This window comes from Actinomadura luzonensis, from assembly GCF_022664455.2.
Taxonomy (GTDB): Bacteria; Actinomycetota; Actinomycetes; order Streptosporangiales; family Streptosporangiaceae; genus Nonomuraea; species Nonomuraea luzonensis.
Genome location: NZ_JAKRKC020000001.1, coordinates 3,175,569 through 3,192,242, shown reverse-complemented (window position 1 = coordinate 3,192,242; position 16,674 = coordinate 3,175,569). Strand labels below are relative to the sequence as shown.

At 72.5% G+C, this 16,674-nt stretch carries 16 protein-coding genes and 3 pseudogenes; 13 read left to right on the top strand and 6 right to left on the bottom strand.

What is annotated here, in order from left to right; all coding sequences use genetic code 11:
• Positions 1-97: 97 nt before the first annotated feature.
• From MF672_RS52120 to MF672_RS15620, 3 genes and pseudogenes are all read left to right on the top strand, one after another.
• Positions 98-774, top strand: a pseudogene (locus MF672_RS52120) (FAD-dependent monooxygenase).
• Between the two features lie 12 nt (positions 775-786).
• Positions 787-1,059: pseudogene (locus MF672_RS52115) on the top strand (aromatic-ring hydroxylase C-terminal domain-containing protein); the annotation flags it as partial.
• Positions 1,060-1,093: 34 nt separating this feature from the next.
• Entirely contained in the window at positions 1,094-1,966 is an 873-nt protein-coding gene (locus MF672_RS15620) for an NAD(P)-dependent oxidoreductase (protein WP_247815254.1), read from the top strand.
• A 247-nt stretch (positions 1,967-2,213) separates the two neighbouring features.
• Here MF672_RS15620 and MF672_RS15615 read toward each other — a convergent pair whose 3' ends face one another.
• From MF672_RS15615 to MF672_RS15605, 3 genes are all read right to left on the bottom strand, one after another.
• Positions 2,214-3,224, bottom strand: a complete 1,011-nt coding sequence (locus MF672_RS15615) for an L-threonylcarbamoyladenylate synthase (protein WP_242384025.1) — start codon at positions 3,222-3,224, stop codon at positions 2,214-2,216.
• A 252-nt stretch (positions 3,225-3,476) separates the two neighbouring features.
• Positions 3,477-4,085: a TetR/AcrR family transcriptional regulator gene (locus tag MF672_RS15610; protein ID WP_242384026.1), complete on the bottom strand. Its 609-nt coding sequence runs from the start codon at positions 4,083-4,085 to the stop codon at positions 3,477-3,479.
• An 83-nt stretch (positions 4,086-4,168) separates the two neighbouring features.
• Entirely contained in the window at positions 4,169-5,314 is a 1,146-nt protein-coding gene (locus MF672_RS15605) for an FAD-dependent oxidoreductase (RefSeq protein ID WP_242384027.1), read from the bottom strand.
• 185 nt (positions 5,315-5,499) lie between these two features.
• Here MF672_RS15605 and MF672_RS15600 point away from each other — a divergent pair, with 185 nt between their 5' ends.
• The 3 genes from MF672_RS15600 (at position 5,500) to MF672_RS15590 (ending at position 8,631) form a co-directional block, all read left to right on the top strand.
• Positions 5,500-6,687, top strand: coding sequence for a serine hydrolase domain-containing protein (locus MF672_RS15600; RefSeq protein ID WP_242383509.1), 1,188 nt, complete (start codon positions 5,500-5,502; stop codon positions 6,685-6,687).
• Between the two features lie 110 nt (positions 6,688-6,797).
• Positions 6,798-7,964, top strand: coding sequence for a sensor histidine kinase (locus MF672_RS15595; protein ID WP_242383508.1), 1,167 nt, complete (start codon positions 6,798-6,800; stop codon positions 7,962-7,964).
• Position 7,965: 1 nt separating this feature from the next.
• On the top strand, positions 7,966-8,631 hold the full coding sequence (locus MF672_RS15590; RefSeq protein WP_242383507.1) for a response regulator: 666 nt from the start codon (positions 7,966-7,968) through the stop codon (positions 8,629-8,631).
• Between the two features lie 53 nt (positions 8,632-8,684).
• Here the strand turns inward: MF672_RS15590 and MF672_RS15585 are convergent, their stop codons facing one another.
• The 3 genes from MF672_RS15585 to MF672_RS15575 form a co-directional block, all read right to left on the bottom strand.
• Positions 8,685-9,569, bottom strand: coding sequence for a fructosamine kinase family protein (locus MF672_RS15585; RefSeq protein ID WP_242383506.1), 885 nt, complete (start codon positions 9,567-9,569; stop codon positions 8,685-8,687).
• A gap of 231 nt (positions 9,570-9,800) precedes the next feature.
• Positions 9,801-11,006, bottom strand: coding sequence for an NAD(P)/FAD-dependent oxidoreductase (locus tag MF672_RS15580; RefSeq protein WP_242383505.1), 1,206 nt, complete (start codon positions 11,004-11,006; stop codon positions 9,801-9,803).
• A gap of 40 nt (positions 11,007-11,046) precedes the next feature.
• On the bottom strand, positions 11,047-11,265 hold the full coding sequence (locus MF672_RS15575) for a hypothetical protein (protein WP_242383504.1): 219 nt from the start codon (positions 11,263-11,265) through the stop codon (positions 11,047-11,049).
• Positions 11,266-11,662: 397 nt separating this feature from the next.
• Here MF672_RS15575 and MF672_RS15570 point away from each other — a divergent pair, with 397 nt between their 5' ends.
• The 7 genes and pseudogenes from MF672_RS15570 (at position 11,663) to MF672_RS15545 (ending at position 16,613) form a co-directional block, all read left to right on the top strand.
• Positions 11,663-12,001, top strand: a complete 339-nt coding sequence (locus MF672_RS15570) for a hypothetical protein (RefSeq protein ID WP_242383503.1) — start codon at positions 11,663-11,665, stop codon at positions 11,999-12,001.
• The gene (locus tag MF672_RS15565; RefSeq protein WP_242383502.1) at positions 11,998-12,156 is read left to right on the top strand and encodes a hypothetical protein; all 159 of its coding nucleotides are present in this window, start codon (positions 11,998-12,000) and stop codon (positions 12,154-12,156) included. The genes MF672_RS15570 and MF672_RS15565 overlap by 4 nt, the downstream gene beginning before the upstream one ends.
• A gap of 60 nt (positions 12,157-12,216) precedes the next feature.
• Positions 12,217-12,792 carry a DUF3307 domain-containing protein gene (locus MF672_RS15560; RefSeq protein ID WP_242383501.1) on the top strand — a complete coding sequence of 192 codons (576 nt, stop codon included), beginning with the start codon at positions 12,217-12,219 and terminating at the stop codon, positions 12,790-12,792.
• Positions 12,767-13,456, top strand: a pseudogene (locus tag MF672_RS52110) (Crp/Fnr family transcriptional regulator); the annotation flags it as partial. The gene MF672_RS15560 and the pseudogene MF672_RS52110, both read left to right, overlap by 26 nt.
• A gap of 16 nt (positions 13,457-13,472) precedes the next feature.
• Positions 13,473-14,621: a hypothetical protein gene (locus tag MF672_RS15555; protein WP_247815253.1), complete on the top strand. Its 1,149-nt coding sequence runs from the start codon at positions 13,473-13,475 to the stop codon at positions 14,619-14,621.
• Positions 14,622-14,729: 108 nt separating this feature from the next.
• Positions 14,730-15,905 carry a glycosyltransferase gene (locus tag MF672_RS15550; RefSeq protein ID WP_242371991.1) on the top strand — a complete coding sequence of 392 codons (1,176 nt, stop codon included), beginning with the start codon at positions 14,730-14,732 and terminating at the stop codon, positions 15,903-15,905.
• A gap of 9 nt (positions 15,906-15,914) precedes the next feature.
• Complete coding sequence (locus tag MF672_RS15545; RefSeq protein ID WP_242371993.1) at positions 15,915-16,613, top strand: class I SAM-dependent methyltransferase; 699 nt, start codon at positions 15,915-15,917, stop codon at positions 16,611-16,613.
• The last annotated feature ends 61 nt before the right edge of the window (positions 16,614-16,674 follow it).

Below are 16,674 nucleotides of genomic sequence, written 5' to 3'. Positions count from 1 at the left end.
CAGCCCGGAGCCGACGTCAGCGTGGGTGAAGGCGTAGCGGCCCAGGACGTTGAGGTGCGCGTACTGGACCGGTGACAGCCGGGCGCGCATCTCGTCGGTGACCAGAAAGCCTTGTCGGCTACGACGGGGGCCGCAGCCCTCGTGCGCGAGCTCGCCGAGCCGCCCGCGGCCGACATTTTCCAGGAGCGGCGCGAGCACGGCAGGTTCTCCGTGCTGTCGTACGGCCCGGACTGGGCCGGCTCTCCCGACACGGCGACGCGGCCCGCCAGGCCGACCGTTACCGCGTGGCCGGGTTCTCCTGGCCGGCGACGCCGCGCACATCCACTTCCCGGCCGGCGGTCAGGGCCTGAACACGGCGTGCAGGACGCGGTCAACCACGGCTGGAAGCTCGCCGCCGTCGTCCGCGGCCAGGCCCCTGACCTGCTGCTCGACACCTACCAGGCCGAACGCCACCCGGTCGCCGCCCGCGTCCTGCACAACACCCGCGTCCAGACCGCCCTCTGGCAGGTGGACGATCACACCTCCGCCCTGCGCGAGGTGCTGGACGATCTCATCGGCATCGACAAGGTACGGCTGCGCCTGGCCGGCATGATCACGGCGACCGACCTCCGGTACCCGATGGAGGGGACCGACGACCTTCTCGGCCGCTGGATCCCGGATCTCGCCCTCGACCTCGGCCGCGTCTACGAACTCCTGCACCGCGCCCATGCGGTGCTGCTGGATCTTGGCGGTCTCCCCCCGCTCGATGCCGTCGTGACCGGGTGGGCGGGCTGAGTCGATCTCGTTCGCGCTCGTCCCGCCGAGGACTCCGATCTCGACGCCGTACTCATCCGTCCCGACGGACATGTTGCCTGGGTCACCCGCGCCGGCGAGCGACCAGACTTCGATGCGCTCCGAACCGCCCTCACGACGTGGCTCGGCCCGGCCGGCCTCCGCGGTGCGCACGTACATCACCGGCCCGCCCCGCGGGCCAGGTGTCTTCGAACTCCTTCTACTGAATCTTGCAGGAACGAATTCGGTCTTGGTCAAGACGGACAAACGTTACAAATGACACCTTGACCTCAAGTAAGGTTGATGATGCAAGATCATCGCCATGACGGAACGCAAGACCTCTGACCACCGGATTGCTGTGATCGGCGCGGGTGCCATCGGCAGTGCGGTGGCACGTCGCTTGCTCGCCCATGGTCACGACGTGGTGGCGTGGAACCGCACGCCGAGTCGCCTCGACCCGTTGGCCGCCGCCGGGGCACGGCCGGCGGGGTCGGTGAGAGAAGCGGTGTCCTCTGCCACGCTGGCCCTTTTCACCCTCACCGACTACGTCGCCGTGCAGCAGTGCCTCGCCGAACTGGATGAAGACCTGTCCGGACGAACGATTGTCGCGATGTGCACCGGAACCCCTGACGACGCGGAACGTGCCGCCCAGCGAGTGGCCGCCCTGGGGGCGTCCTACCTCGGTGCGGGCATCCAGACCTCGCCGGAGATGATCGGCACCGACGCGGCGACCATCCTGTACGGCGGCTCACGATCGGCGTTTCAGCGACACCGCGCGCTCCTGGGCTTGCTGAGCACGCCGCACTTCGTGGGAGAGGCACCACAAGCGGCCGCGATCTGGGATCTCACTCTCTTCGGCCTCTGGTATGACGCCCAACTCGGCCTGCTCAGAGCCCTCGACACCGTGCGGGCGGCAGGCATCGACGTCGCCGAGTTCACCGACACCGCAGTCAAGCAACTTGGACACGTGGTCACCGGAGCCCCTGGCACCGCCTCCGAGCTGCTGAAGGCCACCTATCCGGCAGGGCCCGCCACCCTCGCTGAGCACCTCACCGTCATCCGCCACCTCACCCGGCTGCGGGACGGCCAAACGCTCGGCGACGGCGGACTGCCGACGGTGGCAGCCAGAATAGAAACGCTCATCGCACAACGTCGCGAAAGCGAAGGCCTGACCGCCACGATCGCCACACGATGACAAGCCGAGCCAGGACCTGGGAAGGTGTTTTCCAACTCCCAAAAACGATGCGAGCTGACGCCGCGCGGCCGGGAGCTCGAGCCGGTTCTGCTGGCGCTCGGCCGGCGGGTCGTCTTCAGCCCGGCGTCGTACACCAGCAGCCGGTCCAGATCCGCGCGTGACTGATCGATCTGCAGATGCGCGACCTTCTCCCAGGTCGGCGCGGTGGCGCCGGTCCGAGCGCCGGCCACCCTCTTGGGCAGCGTCGTCACGCCCGGCCGGATCGCGGTCCCGCGGCGCGGCGCAGCCGGTTGGCGATGGCCAGGCCCAGCCCCGCCTCCTGCGGCAAGGACGCCACAATGAGGTCGCAGCCTCGCTGGTCGAGCTCGCGCAGGAAGCCATACAGCTGGCGCGCATAGGCGGGCATCGACGCCGGGACCGCCACCACGGCGTGCGCCTTCACCTCGGCGTCGGCGAGACCGGCAGGAAGCAGGACGCCCACCTGGTGGCCGGACTCCTGCGCGTGTTCCGCTTCGGCGATCACCTGCTCGGGCTCGACCAGGACGACCCGTGCCCGCGGCGCGTAGTGCGAAGGGTGCTGGCCGGGCACCCGTACGCGGCTCGTGGAGGGGACCGTCAGCGGGTGGCCCAGCGCCGTTTCGAGGTCTTCGCGCGTCACTCCGCCGGGCCGGAGGATGCTCAGGGTCTCGCCCGTGGCGTCGACGATCGTCGACTCGACGCCGACCTGGCAGGGGCCGCCGTCCAGCACGACGTCGACAGCGTCACCGAGCTCGGCGCGGACGTGGCCGGCCATGGTGGGGCTGACCGAGCCGAAGCGGTTGGCGGACGGGGCCGCGATGCCGCCGCCGAAGGCGGACAGCAGCGCGAGCGCGACAGGATGGGCGGGCACGCGCACCGCCACGGTGTCCAGGCCGCCGGTCGTCTCCAGCGGCACCCGGGGGCCGCGCCGCAGCACCAGCGTGAGCGGTCCGGGCCAGAAGCGCTCGGCCAGCAGCCGCGCGGGAGCGGGCACGTCCTCGGCCCAATCGCCCAGGTGCTCCGCCCCGGCGAGGTGGACGATCAGCGGGTGGGAGGGCGGACGCCCCTTGACCTGGAAGACGCGCGTCACGGCGGCGCCGTCGGCGGCGTCCGCGCCCAGGCCGTAGACGGTCTCGGTGGGGAAGGCCACCAGACCTCCGCCGCGCAGCACCCCGGCAGCCCTGTCGATGGCCGCGCTGTCGATGGCCGCGCTGTCGATGTCACCAGGTCTTGCTGTCACTCTCGCAATCCTTCCACTGTCTTCTGCCGCCCCATGCCGCGCCGGTGAGGTCGCTCCTACGCCGAGGCAGGCGGCCCAGCGGCGGGTTCTCACCCCGTCCAGCCGTGTGTCGGGGACGGCAGCCTCGCTGAGGCCAGAACCTGGGCGCGCCCCAGGAGCAACTGGACGCCGGGCCGGATCCGCTGGAGACCGTATCCAGCCGCCCGTCGGCCGTCGTGCCGCCGGTCATCCAACGGGAGCGTCACGCTGATCCTACCGCTCCGGCCTGGTGAGACCGGTGGCGACGATGTCGATGAGCCGGTCGAGGATCTGCGGGTACAGGTCGGGGCGGGCCAGCCGGTCCCGGTGCAGCGGCATCATGAGGACGGCCTGCAGGACGCCGACGATCACCTCCGGGTCGTCGTCGGCGAGGTCGTCACCGTGTTCGGTGAGGTAGGCCGCCAGTGCGGTGACCGGGTTGTCCGGCGCGGAGGTCACCCGTTCCGGGTCCAGCTTCCTGACCACGGCCCCCATCTCCTCGGGGTGGGTCATCAGCCTGCCGTAGAGGGGGTTGCCGTCCAGCTCGGCCAGGGTGGCGTGCAGGAAGGCGCGCAGCCCGGCGCGGGTGTCGGGCTCCTTGCGCAGCGCCCCGTCGACCACTCTGCTCTTGACCTCGGCCATCTGGCCGAGCATCAGCTCCAGGTAGAGCGCCTCCTTGGAGTCGAAGAAGACGTAGAAGGTGCTTTTGGCGATCCCGGTCCCGGCGACCAGATCCTCCAGGGAGGTCTTGCGCAGGCCCTGGGTGGTGAACAACCGCAGGCCGTTGTCCAGGAGCAGCCGCGTGATACGCGCCTTTTCCGCGGCCGAGAAGGCGGGAGGCATGAGGTGCACCTTCCGATGGTCGATCAAACGTCTTCAGATTATGCGGCGGGACCGCACCCCCCAGGACCCGCATCGACCTCCCCTCAACCCGCGAGCTGGAACTTGCGCTCGACCAGCCGGCGCACCGGCCCCCATGCCGACAGCCGCAGCGGGAGCTGGGTCAGCTCCAGTACCAGCGGGTTGCGTGGGGCGTACACGCCCTTGACCCGGCGGCCGAGCCTCTGCTTCTTCTCGACCTCAGGCCGCAGCTCGGCCTCCCATTCCGCGAGCGCGGCCGGGACGTCGCCGCCGTGGCGCTCCAGCGCGGCGCCGAGCCGGTCGGCGCCCCCGACGGCCAGCGAGGAGCCGTAGCCGGCGAACAGCGTGACGCACCATGCGGCGTCGCCGAGCAGCACGACCCGCCCCCGGCTCCACCGGTCGACCACCATCTGGCTGATGCTGTCGAAGTACACCGACTCGGCCGTCCTCAGTCCGTCCAGGGCTTGGGGGACCAGCCAGCCCATGTCGCCGTAGATCTCGCCCAGCTCCTCCAGGGACGTTCCCGCCCGGCCGCCGTCGGTGCGGTAGCCGAAGAACGCGGCCGTGCGGCCGTCGCCGACGCTCATCAGCGCGAACGTCCGCCCGCCCGCGCTGATCGAGCCGGTCGTCCCCGCGGGCAGCCCCTCCGGCCGCTCCTTCAGCATGTAGACCGCGACCCGGTGCCCCAGGTCGAGCCGGTAGTCCTCCTCCGGGCCGAAGACCAGTGCCCGGGTCGCCGAGTGCAGCCCGTCGGCGCCGATCAGCAGGTCGGCACGCTCGGTGCGGCCGTCGCTGAGCGTGACACGCACCTCGTCGGTGTCCTGTTCGACGGCGGTGAGCGTGGTGCCGAACCGGATCGTGGTGTGCTCGGCGACGGCCTCGTACAGCACCGCCTCGATGTCGCCGCGCAGGATGGTGAACGACTTCCTGCCCATCGTCGCGGCGATCGTCTCGCCGCTGAGCGCGAAGCGCCGCTCGCCGCTGGGCTTGCGGTAGACCAGCTCGCGGGTCACGAAGGCGCGCCGCCTCAGCTCGGGCAGGATGCCCATCCGCTCGGCCCCGTCGTAGCCGATGCCGCCGAACGTCACCCCGTAGCCGCCGCCGCGCCGCTGCGGGGCCCGCTCGACCACCAGCGTCTCCCAGCCCGCCTGGTGCAGGCGCAGCGCCGCGGCCAGCCCGGCGATGCCCGCTCCGATGATGATGGCACGCATGTCGCGTACCCCCTTCCGAAGAGTGAGTTCGTCTATGAAAACAGACTGGAATTTTGTTTTCAAGATGGCAGTCGGCTCCTCCGCGCCTTTCAGGACCCCGAATCTGCCGAATGGCAGATGCGGCGGGCTCAACCACCCCGCGATGCTTGCTGGCGACCGAGCGGCAACAAGAACCGGGGGTACCGATGCTTCACCTCATTGCGGGACAAGCCCTGGCCGTCAAGGCCGTCACGCTGATCACCGCGATCGCCGTCTCGGCGACGCTCCCACCACAGCATGACCAGTCGCGGGCCTACGACCAGGCCGATCTCCAGCACGACGCCGACGCGGTACGCGACGCCGGAGTCGTCGGCGTACAGGCCCAGGTGGTCGGACCCGACGGCAAGAGCATGATCGCGACCAGCGGGGTCGCTGACCTCAGGACCAGGCGCCCGGTCCCCGCGAACGGCTACTTCCGCATCGGCAGCAACAACAAGACCTTCGTGGCCACCGTGATCCTGCAACTCGTCAGCGAGGGCCGGCTGTCGCTGGACGACACCGTGGAGCAGTGGCTTCCGGGCCTGGTGACGGGCAACGGCAACGACGGCGGCAAGATGTCGGTCCGCGACCTGCTCCAGCACACCAGCGGCATCCATGACGACTACCCCTACCCGACCGCGATCGGCTCGGCCAAGGAGTACTACCAGCACCGCTTCGACACCTTCACCCCCGAGCAGGTGGTGGCGCGGGCGATGCGCCACCAGCCCGACTTCGCGCCCGGCGAGAGGTGGAGCTACGCCAACACCGGATACGCCCTGCTCGGCATGATCATCAAGAGGGTGACCGGCCGGCTGTGGCACCAGGAGGTCGAGGACCGCATCATCAGGCCGCTCGGCCTGCGGCACACGCTGTGGCCGGGAAGGTCCGCCAAGGTCCCGCAACCGCACGCCAGGGGTTACGACTTCTACTCCGCGAAGGGAAAGCCGACGGACGTCACCGAACACCGCGACGCCGACGCCTCCGGCGGCCTCATATCGACCACCGCCGACCTCAACCGCTTCTTCCGCGCCCTGCTGGGCGGAAAGCTGCTGGGCCGGGCCGAGCTCGCGCAGATGCGGCACACCGTCCCCGTCGACGAGCAGACGGACCGCATCTGGCCCGGCGCCCGGTACGGGCTGGGGGTGTTCACCCGTCCGCTGTCCTGCGGCGGCGTCTCCTGGGGACACGGAGGGGACATCCTGGGCTACATGACCCGGACGGGCGTCTCGGCGGACGGCAAGCTCAGCGTGATCGTCTCGATGTCGAGCGAGCGCAAGGACTCGCTGGACGCCCTGCTCCGCCAGGACAAGGCCGCCGCGACACTGATCGATCATGTCCTCTGCCGCAAGGCCTGACCAAAGCTTGATCATCGCCGAGAGCCGAGCACTAGGCTCGATGAATGGTGCACCAATCCCCGCCGGCGGGCGCAAGGCGTCGCATCTGGTGGATCGTCATCATCTCGGCCATGACGGTCATCACGATCCTGGCCATGACGGCCGCCGGCACACCGGCTCCCCTCGCCGCCTGGACGGCGGTGGCCGCCGTGGCCGCGGTGCTGCTGCGCCGGCCCCCGGGGTTCGCGGCCGTCACCACCGGCGCGGCCTGCGCGGTCTCGGTCCTGATGGACGTCGCCTACCGGGGATCCGTGCCGGACGTGGTGGTGGTGTTCATGTTCGTCGAGGTGACCGCGCTGGTCGTCCTGACCGCGCTGACGGTTCGACGGGCGCCGGCCCCGTACGCGGCGGTGGTGGGGGCATTGCTGGTCCTGACGACCGCGGCCTTGCCGCTGCGCGTGGCCTTGCGCGTCCCCACACTGCCGGTGGAGGAAGCGGTGATCGGGGCGTCTCTCGCGCTCGCCGCCGCCGGGTGCGCGGTGGGCGTCGGGCTCTACCTGCGCTCGCTGGACGTCCGGCGCACGCGGGCGATCACCGGCGCGCGCCGCAAGCAGCGCCACGACCTCGCCCGCGACCTGCACGACTTCATCGCCCACGAGGTGACCGCCATCGTGCTGGAGGCCCAGGCGGCCCAGGTCAAGGACCTGGAGGCCGTCGCCGCGCGGGCCGCCTTCGGCCGCATCGAGCAGGCCGGCGTCCGAGCGCTCGCCTCGCTCGACCACACCCTGTACACCCTCGACGAGGAAGGGGAGACGTCGTCCTGCGGGGCCTACGGCCTGAGCGATCTGCCCGCCCTGATCGAGCGCTTCGCCACGACCGGAACGGCCGAGGTCGCGTTCGACATCCAACCCGGGCTGGCGGAGGAGCTGCCGCGAGAGGCCGAGAGCACGGCGTATCGAGTGGTGGTCGAGGCGCTGACCAATATCCGGCGGCACGCGTGGCGGCCCACGCACGTGACGGTCGCCGCCCTTCGGGTGTCCGACTCCGCGATCGAGGTCTCGATCTGCGACGACGGCGGCGCCACGTCCCCACCCGGTCACCGGGGTGACATCTACGGGAGCGGACAGCGGCGGAGCAGACGACACCGCGGCGGCACCGGACTGATCGGGCTGACGGAGCGCGTCACCGCGCTCGGTGGCACGCTGAGCGCCGGCCCGTGCGACACGGGCTGGCGCGTCACGGCGCTGCTCCCCACGCCCCGTGGTTCGAGCTTCCACGCGACCAGCATCAGGGATTGAAGTGACGATACGGGTTCTGGTCGCGGATGACCAGGAGATGGTCCGCCGCAGCTTGCGCCGCATCCTCGACAACGAGCCGGACATGACAGTCGTGGCCGAGGCGGCGGACGGCAGGGCCGCCGTCGACCTGGCCCGGCAGCTCCAACCGGACGTCGCGCTGGTCGACATCAGGATGCCGCTCATGGACGGGCTCGAGGTCACCCGCCTGCTCGCGGCCACCCCGTCCGGCCACGGCCTGACGCAGGCCACCCGGGTGGTCGTCGTGACGACGTTCGACCTGGACGAGTACGTCTACACCGCGCTGCGCCACGGCGCGTCGGGATTCCTGCTCAAGCGCGCCGGCCCGGCGCTGTTCGTGGAGGCCGTACGGGCGGCGATGGCCGGTGACAGCCTGATCAGCCCGTCGATCACGGTACGCCTGCTGCGGCACATCTCCCGCCCGCGACGTCCCCGTCCGCCGTCCCCTCTCGAACCGCTGACCGAGCGGGAGACCGAGATCGCCGGACTCGTCTCGGAAGGAAAGACGAACGCCGACATCGCCGCCGAGCTGTTCATCTCGCCGGGAACGGTGAAGACGCACGTCGCCAGCGTCCAGCGCAAGCTGGGAGTACGCAACCGGGTGGGCATCGCCGTCTGGGCATGGGAGATGGGCTACGGCGGCCGGTGATGTGCGCCGGGCCCCCGGGGGGGTGTGCACCGGTGTGGCGGCCGCTCGCCTGGTCAGGGCCGTCGCCGGAACGGGGCGAGGGTGGCGCGCACGAGGTCGGCGGCGCCCCAGTCGGGGTCGAACTGGGCGATCACGGCCAGGTGCTGGCGCAGCTGGAGGATCGGCATCCGTGCCCGCCAGTCGCGGTCGAGCCCGGTCAGCTCGGCGTACAGGTCGAAGAACACGTGCGCCTCGGGCGGCGGCGCCGTCGTCCACAGGTGGGCCAGGTCGACCTCCGCCCACATGTACGACACGGCCGGGTCGATCAGCGCGGGCCGCCCGTCAGGGGCGGTCATGACGTTCTGCGCCCACAGGTCGCCGTGGGTCAGGCACGCGGGCCTGGCCGGCAGCAGCTCGGGCAGCCGGTCGCACAACCGCTCCAGCGCCGCCCGGTCCGCGACGCCGAGCGCCTCCCGGACGCGGCGCTCGCCGAGCCAGCGCAGCAGACGGTGCTGGGCGAAGAACTCGTACCCGTCGTCGTTCCAGGTGTTGACCTGGCGGCGACGGCCCAGCCAGTTGTCCCGATGCCACCCGAATCGGGGGTGCTGCGTGGTGGTGTGCAGGTGCGCGAGCGCATGCGCGAGCTTCTCCCAGAAGGCCTCGTCGGCGGGGCGGGGCCGCAGCACGGACAGCACGAGCAGGTCGCGGTCGGCAAGGATGATCTCGGGCGTGGCGACGGCGCCCGTCCGGCGGAGCACGGTGAGCCCTTCGGCCTCCGCGGCGAAGGCGTCGTCCGACGGCGGCTCGCCGAACGCCTTGACGAACACCGACGTGCCGTCGCCGCGGCGCGCGAGGCCGGCGATCGCGGCGAGGCCGCCGGTGGCCGGCTCGACCGCGACGACGTCGGTCAGGCCGGCCGCGTGCAGGCGTTCGAGCAGGAAGGACGTCGTGTCTGTCACGGATGGGCTCCTCGCTGCTGGTGGGACGTGTCACGGCCGTCAGGGGTGGGCTCACCCCCTCGTCCCGGCGGTGCCCCGCCGAGGCCGGAGCCGCCGGTCGACCTTATCCTCGGCGTCGAAGCGCGGGACGAGGGCCCACAGGGTGCCGACCTCGCCTGCGCTCTCCCTCGGTGGTCCGCCTCCGGATGGACAACGATCGCACGGCCGCTGTCGGCCGCAACCGTGCGGCGGTCAGGCGCGGGTCTTCCCGGCGGTCGCGTACGGCGGCGCGGCGACCAGGCGGTGCCTGCGCCTGGGCAAGCCGTACGTGGGGTGCGAGGTGGCCCACAGCGCCACCCTGTGAACGCCCGCCTTGACCCATGCGTGCCGCCGGCCGCCCTGGTACGCCGGCTTCGCCTGCCCTTGGCCGTCGACCGTCTGCAGGATCGCGTCCCGCCGCCCGAGGCTGATGTGGTTGTAGGTGTGGACCAGCTTGGTGGTCGCGACCCTGCGCCCGGTCAGGCGTCCCACGATCGCCTCGATGGCCTGCCGGCCCGTGTAGCCGGCCGACGCGCAGGACATCGGCAGCGGCCGGCCGTTGTCGCCGATGGCGTAGGCGCTGTCGCCCACGGCGTGGACGTCCGGGTGCGAGACCGACCGCATGCTGCGATCGACGATGATCTGTCCCTTGCCGGTGACCTGCAGCCCGCCGGCGGCGGCGACGGGGCTGAGCGCGAATCCGGCCGTCCACACGGTCACGTCGGACGCCAGGGCGGTGCCGTCGGCGCACAACACCCGCGTCGCTTCGACGGCTTCGACGCTGGTCCGCTCCACGACGGTGACGCCCAGCCGGTCGCAGGCCCGGCGCAGGTAACGGCGCGCACCGGGGGAGAGCCGGGCGCCCAGCTCGCCGCGGGCGACGAGCGTCACCGACAGGCCGGGCCGGGCCTCGGCGATCTCGGTGGCCGCCTCGATGCCGGTCAGCCCGTCGCCGACGACCACCACCCGCCCGCCGTCGCCCAGGCCGTCCAGGCGCTCGCGCAGGCGCAGCGCCGAGGGCCTGGCGGCGACGTCGAAGGCGTGCCCGGCCGCGCCCGGAACGCCGCCGTCGTCGCCGCCGCTGCCGAGCGCGTAGACCAGCGTGTCGTACCCGAGCTCCCCGCCGCCGCCGGCCACGCCGTCGGCGTCAGCCATGGTGACGATCCGGCGCTCGGGATCGACGGCGGTGACGCGGGCCAGGCGCAGCTCGATCCCCGTCCCGGCGAAGACGTCGGCGAGCCGGGGAGCCTCGATGCCCCGGCCGACCGCGAGCTGGTGCAGCCGCATGCGCTGGACGAAGTCCGGCACGGCGTTGACCACGGTGATCTCGACGTCCTTGCGGGACAGCCGGCGGGCCAGGTTCCCGGCCACGTAGGCCCCGGCATAGCCGGCGCCGAGGATGACGATGCGATGCCTCATGTGTCGCTCCTGTCGGTTGGAGGGTGGGCTCGGGCCTGCGTCAGCGGTCCGCTCGATCGAGGGCGCCGCGCGCCTCCGCCGAGAGGTCCTGCCAGTCGGCCCAGGCCTTGAGCTGATCGGCGTAGACCTGCTGCAGCACGTCGAGGCTTTCGGCGGTCCGGGCGGTCGGGGCCACCCGGTCGCCGCGCGACAAAGCGGCATCGACGAACTCCCGGCCCAGGCCGCGGGACGAACCGGTGACGAACCAGACCTTGCTCATGCTGTCCTTCCGTTCCACCTGCTGGTGGTCGCGCGGTGGCTCCACCCGGCGGGGCGCACGCATCCTGACAGTCATGTGGCGTCGGCGCCCCGCCCGTTGTGACAGCGCGGTGCTGTGCCGTACGCCACACGAAGGCGCGGACCGGCGTCGGAGGCGTCCGACCTGCGGCTCCTGTCCCAGGCGCCCGACCGGCTGCTCATCGAGCTGATCTCGGCTCTGCCGGACGACGCGCTGGAGCACATGTGGCGGCGCGACCTGCTCGGCCCGTCGCGGGCCGGCGACGTCCGCAGCAGGGTCCTGGATCGCTTCGCGGCGGCGGGGATGCCGCCCCGGGCGCTGTTCGCCGCGGATCTGACCGGGTGCGCGCACGACCCTCGGGTGTGGGCGTACGGACACTATGCGGGGGACGGACCGAACCACGGCGTACGTCGCCCTGACCAAGGCGAGGCTGCGCCGCCGGATCGCCGCCCGCTCGCCGGTCCGCGGGCCGGTTCCGTCCCTGGTGGAGGTGTTGCGGGCGGCCCGCGACCCGTTCGAGAGCGAGGCCGCGCTGGCGGCGGCGACCCGCGACGGCGAGACGCCGCCCTGGGCGGACCTCCTCGCCGCGCACCGGGAGCAGCCCTGGCCGGAGCACGTGCTGTGCGTCGTCGCCGAACGTCCCGACCTGCCCGCGGGCGCATCCACCGGGCGGGCGTGCTCCCCGATGCGGAGATCCTGGCGGTGGCCAGGCCGGTGAAGTGGGTCGTCCGCTACCTGGTCTCCTCTCCAGAGGCGTTCGCCGGACGCTGGTCGAGCCTGCGCGAGCTGTTCCTGCGCCGGCTGGAGGCCGCCGCCCGGTCCGGCCCGCTCGGATCGGCCGGCCCTCGCCGGGCGAGGAATCAGATCAGATGATGACATCGCCCGTTCCGCGCTGTGTTTGACTTCAGCCGACCGCGCAGGAGAGGAGTCACCGTGTCAGGTGCCGATGCGGCTGCGATCGCCGCCGTCACGTTCGCCGCCCTGTACGCCGGGCATCAGATCGGCGATCACGTGGTGCAGAGCAACAGCGTCGCGATCGCGAAGGCGGCACCGGACGCGGCGCGGCTGGCCGCGGGCGCGTCACCGTGGACCGGATGGGGGGCCTGCTGGCGGCATGTCGCCGGCTACGTCGCCACGCAGGTGGTGGCGCTGGCGCTGGTCTGCGTGGCGGTCCCGATGGAGGTTCCCGGCATGGCGACGGCGCTGATCGTGTCGGCGGGCACGCACGCGGTGATCGACCGGCGCTGGGTCGTGCACCTGCTGATCCGGGTCAAGAAGTGCCACGGCTGGGCGGAGGCGCCGTACCTGATCGACCAGTCCCTGCACGTCGGCGCGATGCTGATCGCCGCGGTGCTGGCCGTGACGGTCAGCGACGCCGCGGGCGTGGCCGTCGTGGGGGCCGGCGCGTCCGCCCTGGTGGGCGCCGCTCTGCTGGTCGAGCGCCGGCGGGCGGCGGCGCGCGCCCGGGTCGTCGGCCCGTCTCATGGCTGGCGGCGGCATGGTGCGTGAACCGTCCGCCGACGCCCGGCGTTGGGGTACGGCGACCTACCTGGGCTCCCTCGCCGGGGACGACCGCAAGAGCCTGCTGGGGCTGGGCGCGCAGCGCACGTTCCAGCCAGGCGAGCCGCTGATCGAGGAAGGAGCCCCGGACACGGACGTGTTCCTGCTGCTCGACGGGTACGGCAAGGTGCTCGGCAACACCGTCGACGGCCGGGCGGTCCTGCTGTCCGTCCGCGGGGAGGGGGACGTGGTCGGGGAACTGGCCGCGCTGGACCGCAAGCCTCGCTCGGCCTCGGTGCTGGCCTTGACCAGGCTGGTGGCGCGGATCGTGTCTCGGCGGGCCTTCCTCGGCTTCCTCGACGAGCGGCCCGCGGCGGCACGGGCGCTGCAGGCCGCGACGCTCGGCGAGTTCCGACGGGCGACCCGCTACCGGCTGCTGGTGAGCGGCGCGCCGGTCGGCGTGCGGCTCGCGCTGGTGCTGGACTACCTCGCCGACAGCTACGGCCGGCGCTGCGCCGAGGGCGTGTGGATCGCGGTCCCGCTCAGCCAGCCGGAGCTGGCGTCCCTGATCGGGGTGTCGGAGCCCAGCCTGCACCGGGCGTTGGCCCGGCTCCGCGCTCGCGACGTGGTGGGGACCAGCCATCGGCGGCTCGTCGTACGCGACCCGGACGGGTTGCGGGCCCTGGCGCATGAGGCGGACGACGCACGGGAGCTTCCCGCGGCGGGCGGCGCAGGTGGTGGTGTTCGGGCGGGGGTCTCAGGGGACGGAGGTCGCGCCTTTCGCGGCCATGCGGGGGCTGTGGCGGGCGGCGACCGGGGTGGGGGCTGGGGAGGTCTCCGTCGTGGTGGTGGCGGTGCTGGCTCTGGTGCAGCTCTTCTGTGTCGGGTGCGTGTGGGGCGGGGTGGCGGGGCTGGGGCGGCGGGTGGTGGAGCCGTCGCTGTTGCTGCTGGTCGGGATGGGGGTCGCGGGGGTCGGCGCGGTGCTGATGCTGGGGCATCCGGCGGAGTCGCAGCTCTACTTCCTGGAGAGCGTGCGGCCCTACCTGTCGGTGGCGGCCGTGTGCGGGGTGGTGGCGGCCTGGCGGAGGGCGCGGCCGGTGGGGTGGCGGGCGCCGGTGGGGTGGGGTGCGGTGGGGGCGGCGGTGGCGCTCGCGGTCCTGGCGGTCGAGGCGGTGCTGGACGGGGTCGTGCGGGTGCCGGCGGACACGAGTGGGTTGTTGTGGGTGGTGGGACCTTATCTGGGGTTGGCGGGGGTGGCCGTCGCCGTGTGGCTGCGCGTGGTCAAGTGCCGAGGGGTGGGGCGGCGGGGGGCGGGGTTGGTGGTGGTGGCGTTGCTGGCCGGGTACGGGGTGCCGGCGTCCGCGTCGGCGGTCGTCGGGCATGTGGTGCCTGACGGGGAACGGCGCGAGCGGGTGATCCCGCGCGGCGGGCGGGAGGCGGCGCGGTGGGTGCGGGAGCATTCCGGGCCCGGGGACGTCGTGGCCACCGACCTGCACTGCCGGGCGGTCGCCGGGCCGGCCTGCGACAGCCGGCACTACTGGGTGGCGGCCTTCAGCGAGCGGCGGGTGCTCGTCGAGGGCTGGGCGTACGCCGAGAGCACGCTCTCGCGCGCCGGAGCGACCGGCGGCTCCTATCTGGACGTGCCGTTCGCGGACGCGGCCCGGCTCGCGGCCAACGACGCCGTCTTCACCGCCCCGGCTGCGGAGAACGTCCGGGAGCTGGGCCGGAGACATGGCGTGCGGTGGCTTTTCACCGGTAACACTCGGAAACTCGATGAATATGCCGTCCTGCGCTTCCGTAACGCACGGTTTTCCGTTTACGAGATCCCCGGGAGGTAAAACTCTCCTCTGGCCCGGGAACAGTGGAGGGAAAACGCGCGCGACCCGCAGGACGCCCCATCACCATTTCCCTGAACGACGGCCACAGGCAAAGGATCAGGGAATTCGATGGACACGCGTGCCGCCATGCAGCCGACCCCCCGCGTCCTGGACACGGCGGCCCGGCCGGCGAGCGTCGACATCGTCATCCCCGTGCTCAACGAGGAACGCGCGCTCCCCGGCTGCGTGCGCACGCTGGCGGCGTTCCTCGACGCCGGCTTCCCGCTGCCGTGGCGCATCACGATCGTGGACAACGGCAGCACCGACGCCACCTGGCCGGTCGCGACGGCCCTGGCCGGCGAGCACGAGCACGTGCACGCGCGCCGCATCGAGGTGCGCGGCCGGGGCGCGGCGCTGCGGGCGGCCTGGCGGGAGAGCCCGGCCGACATCGTGGCGTACATGGACGTGGACCTGTCCACGGCGCTCGACGCCCTGTTCCCGCTGGTCGCGGCGGTGGCCAGCGGGCACTCGGAGATCGCGATCGGCACCCGGCTGGGGCGCGGCGCGCGCATCCGCCGCTCGGCGCGCCGCGAGCTGATCTCGCGGGGCTACAACGCGCTGCTCAGGCAGGGGTTCGGCGCGGGGTTCAGCGACGCGCAGTGCGGGTTCAAGGCGGCCAGGGCTCGCGTGGTGCGGCCGCTCATGGACAAGGTCGAGGACGACGGCTGGTTCTTCGACACGGAGTTGCTGCTGCTGGCCGAGCACAACGGGCTGCGCGTGCACGAGGTGCCGGTGGACTGGGTCGAGGACGTGGACTCGCGGGTCCAGGTGGTGCGGACGGCGTACGACGACCTGAAGGGCCTGGCCAGGGTCGCCTGGACGATCGCGGCGGGACGGGGCCGGGCGCCGGTGGCGGCCCGGCCGGAGCCGGTGCCGTGGCATCCGGAGGCGATGCCGGTCCCGGCTCACTCGGCCGGGGCGGTCCGGGGCGGGACGGCTCGGTCTCAAGGGGCCTTCTTCCTGTTGTTCTCCGTCGTTCTCTATGCGCTGGTCTATTGGCTGCTGCGGGAATTCCAGGGACCCGCGACCGCCAATGTGTGCGCTCTTGTCCTGGCCGGCGCCGTGACCGCCGTCCTGCGGCTCCGCGCGGTGCTGTTCGTCGTCGTGAATCACGCGCTCGCCGCCGCCGCACTCAACCTGCTGCCCCCCGGTGCCGGACGCCCGGCCGAGGCCGGCGCGGTCGTGGCCGCGTACTGCCTGCTCCTGGTGATCCGCGTCACCGCGTCACCCCTCACGAGAGACTGAGAGAACGTCATGGACACCAAAGAGATCCGCCGGCTGATCGCCCTGGAGGACGGCCACTGGTGGTACCGCGAGCGCCGGGAGATCCTGCGCCGGGAGCTGCGCGCGCTCGGCCGGCCCGGGGTGGCGGTGGACGTCGGCGCGGCGGGCGGCGGGAACACCCGCGTGCTGGCCGAGGCCGGCTGGGACGCGACCGCCACCGACACCTGCGAGACCGCGCTGGAGATCGCCCGGCAGCGCGGCATCAGCGCGGTCCGGGCGGACGCGCGGGCGCTGCCGTTCGAGACGGGCAGCGTCGACCTGGTGACCGCGTTCGACGTGCTGGAGCACATCCGCGAGGACCACCTGGTCACCGAGGAGATCGCGCGGGTGCTGGCCCCGGGCGGGCACGCGCTGATCGCGGTGCCGTGCGACATGACGCTGTGGTCGTCGCACGACGACGCGGTGGGGCACCTGCGGCGCTACCGGCGGGAGTCGCTGACCGTGGTGGTGGAGAAGGCCGGGCTGGAGGTGGACCGCATCTGGAGCTGGAACGTGCTGCTGCGGCCGCTGGTCACCTGGCACCGGCGGCGGTCCGTGGGCAGCGACCTGCGGCGCATGCCGGGGCTGCTCAACACTGGGCTGTCGGCGGTGGTTCGGGCGGAGCGGTATCTGCCGGTCAGGTCGTTGCGCGGGGTAAGTCTCTTCCTGCGGGCGCGACTGGGACGGTGACCGGAGCGGCCCGGCGGGGCGGGGCCGGAACGGCCGGGCGGGGCGGGGCCGGAACGCGGGC

Coding starts and splice junctions, on each gene's coding strand:
- MF672_RS15620 (WP_247815254.1), top strand. CDS start 1,094: ATGACGGAACGCAAGACCTCTGACCACCGGATTGCTGTGATCGGCGCG.
- MF672_RS15610 (WP_242384026.1), bottom strand. CDS start 4,085: ATGCCTCCCGCCTTCTCGGCCGCGGAAAAGGCGCGTATCACGCGGCTG.
- MF672_RS15605 (WP_242384027.1), bottom strand. CDS start 5,314: ATGCGTGCCATCATCATCGGAGCGGGCATCGCCGGGCTGGCCGCGGCG.
- MF672_RS15600 (WP_242383509.1), top strand. CDS start 5,500: ATGCTTCACCTCATTGCGGGACAAGCCCTGGCCGTCAAGGCCGTCACG.
- MF672_RS15595 (WP_242383508.1), top strand. CDS start 6,798: ATGACGGTCATCACGATCCTGGCCATGACGGCCGCCGGCACACCGGCT.
- MF672_RS15580 (WP_242383505.1), bottom strand. CDS start 11,006: ATGAGGCATCGCATCGTCATCCTCGGCGCCGGCTATGCCGGGGCCTAC.
- MF672_RS15575 (WP_242383504.1), bottom strand. CDS start 11,265: ATGAGCAAGGTCTGGTTCGTCACCGGTTCGTCCCGCGGCCTGGGCCGG.
- MF672_RS15570 (WP_242383503.1), top strand. CDS start 11,663: ATGCGGGGGACGGACCGAACCACGGCGTACGTCGCCCTGACCAAGGCG.
- MF672_RS15555 (WP_247815253.1), top strand. CDS start 13,473: ATGAGGCGGACGACGCACGGGAGCTTCCCGCGGCGGGCGGCGCAGGTG.
- MF672_RS15550 (WP_242371991.1), top strand. CDS start 14,730: ATGGACACGCGTGCCGCCATGCAGCCGACCCCCCGCGTCCTGGACACG.
- MF672_RS15545 (WP_242371993.1), top strand. CDS start 15,915: ATGGACACCAAAGAGATCCGCCGGCTGATCGCCCTGGAGGACGGCCAC.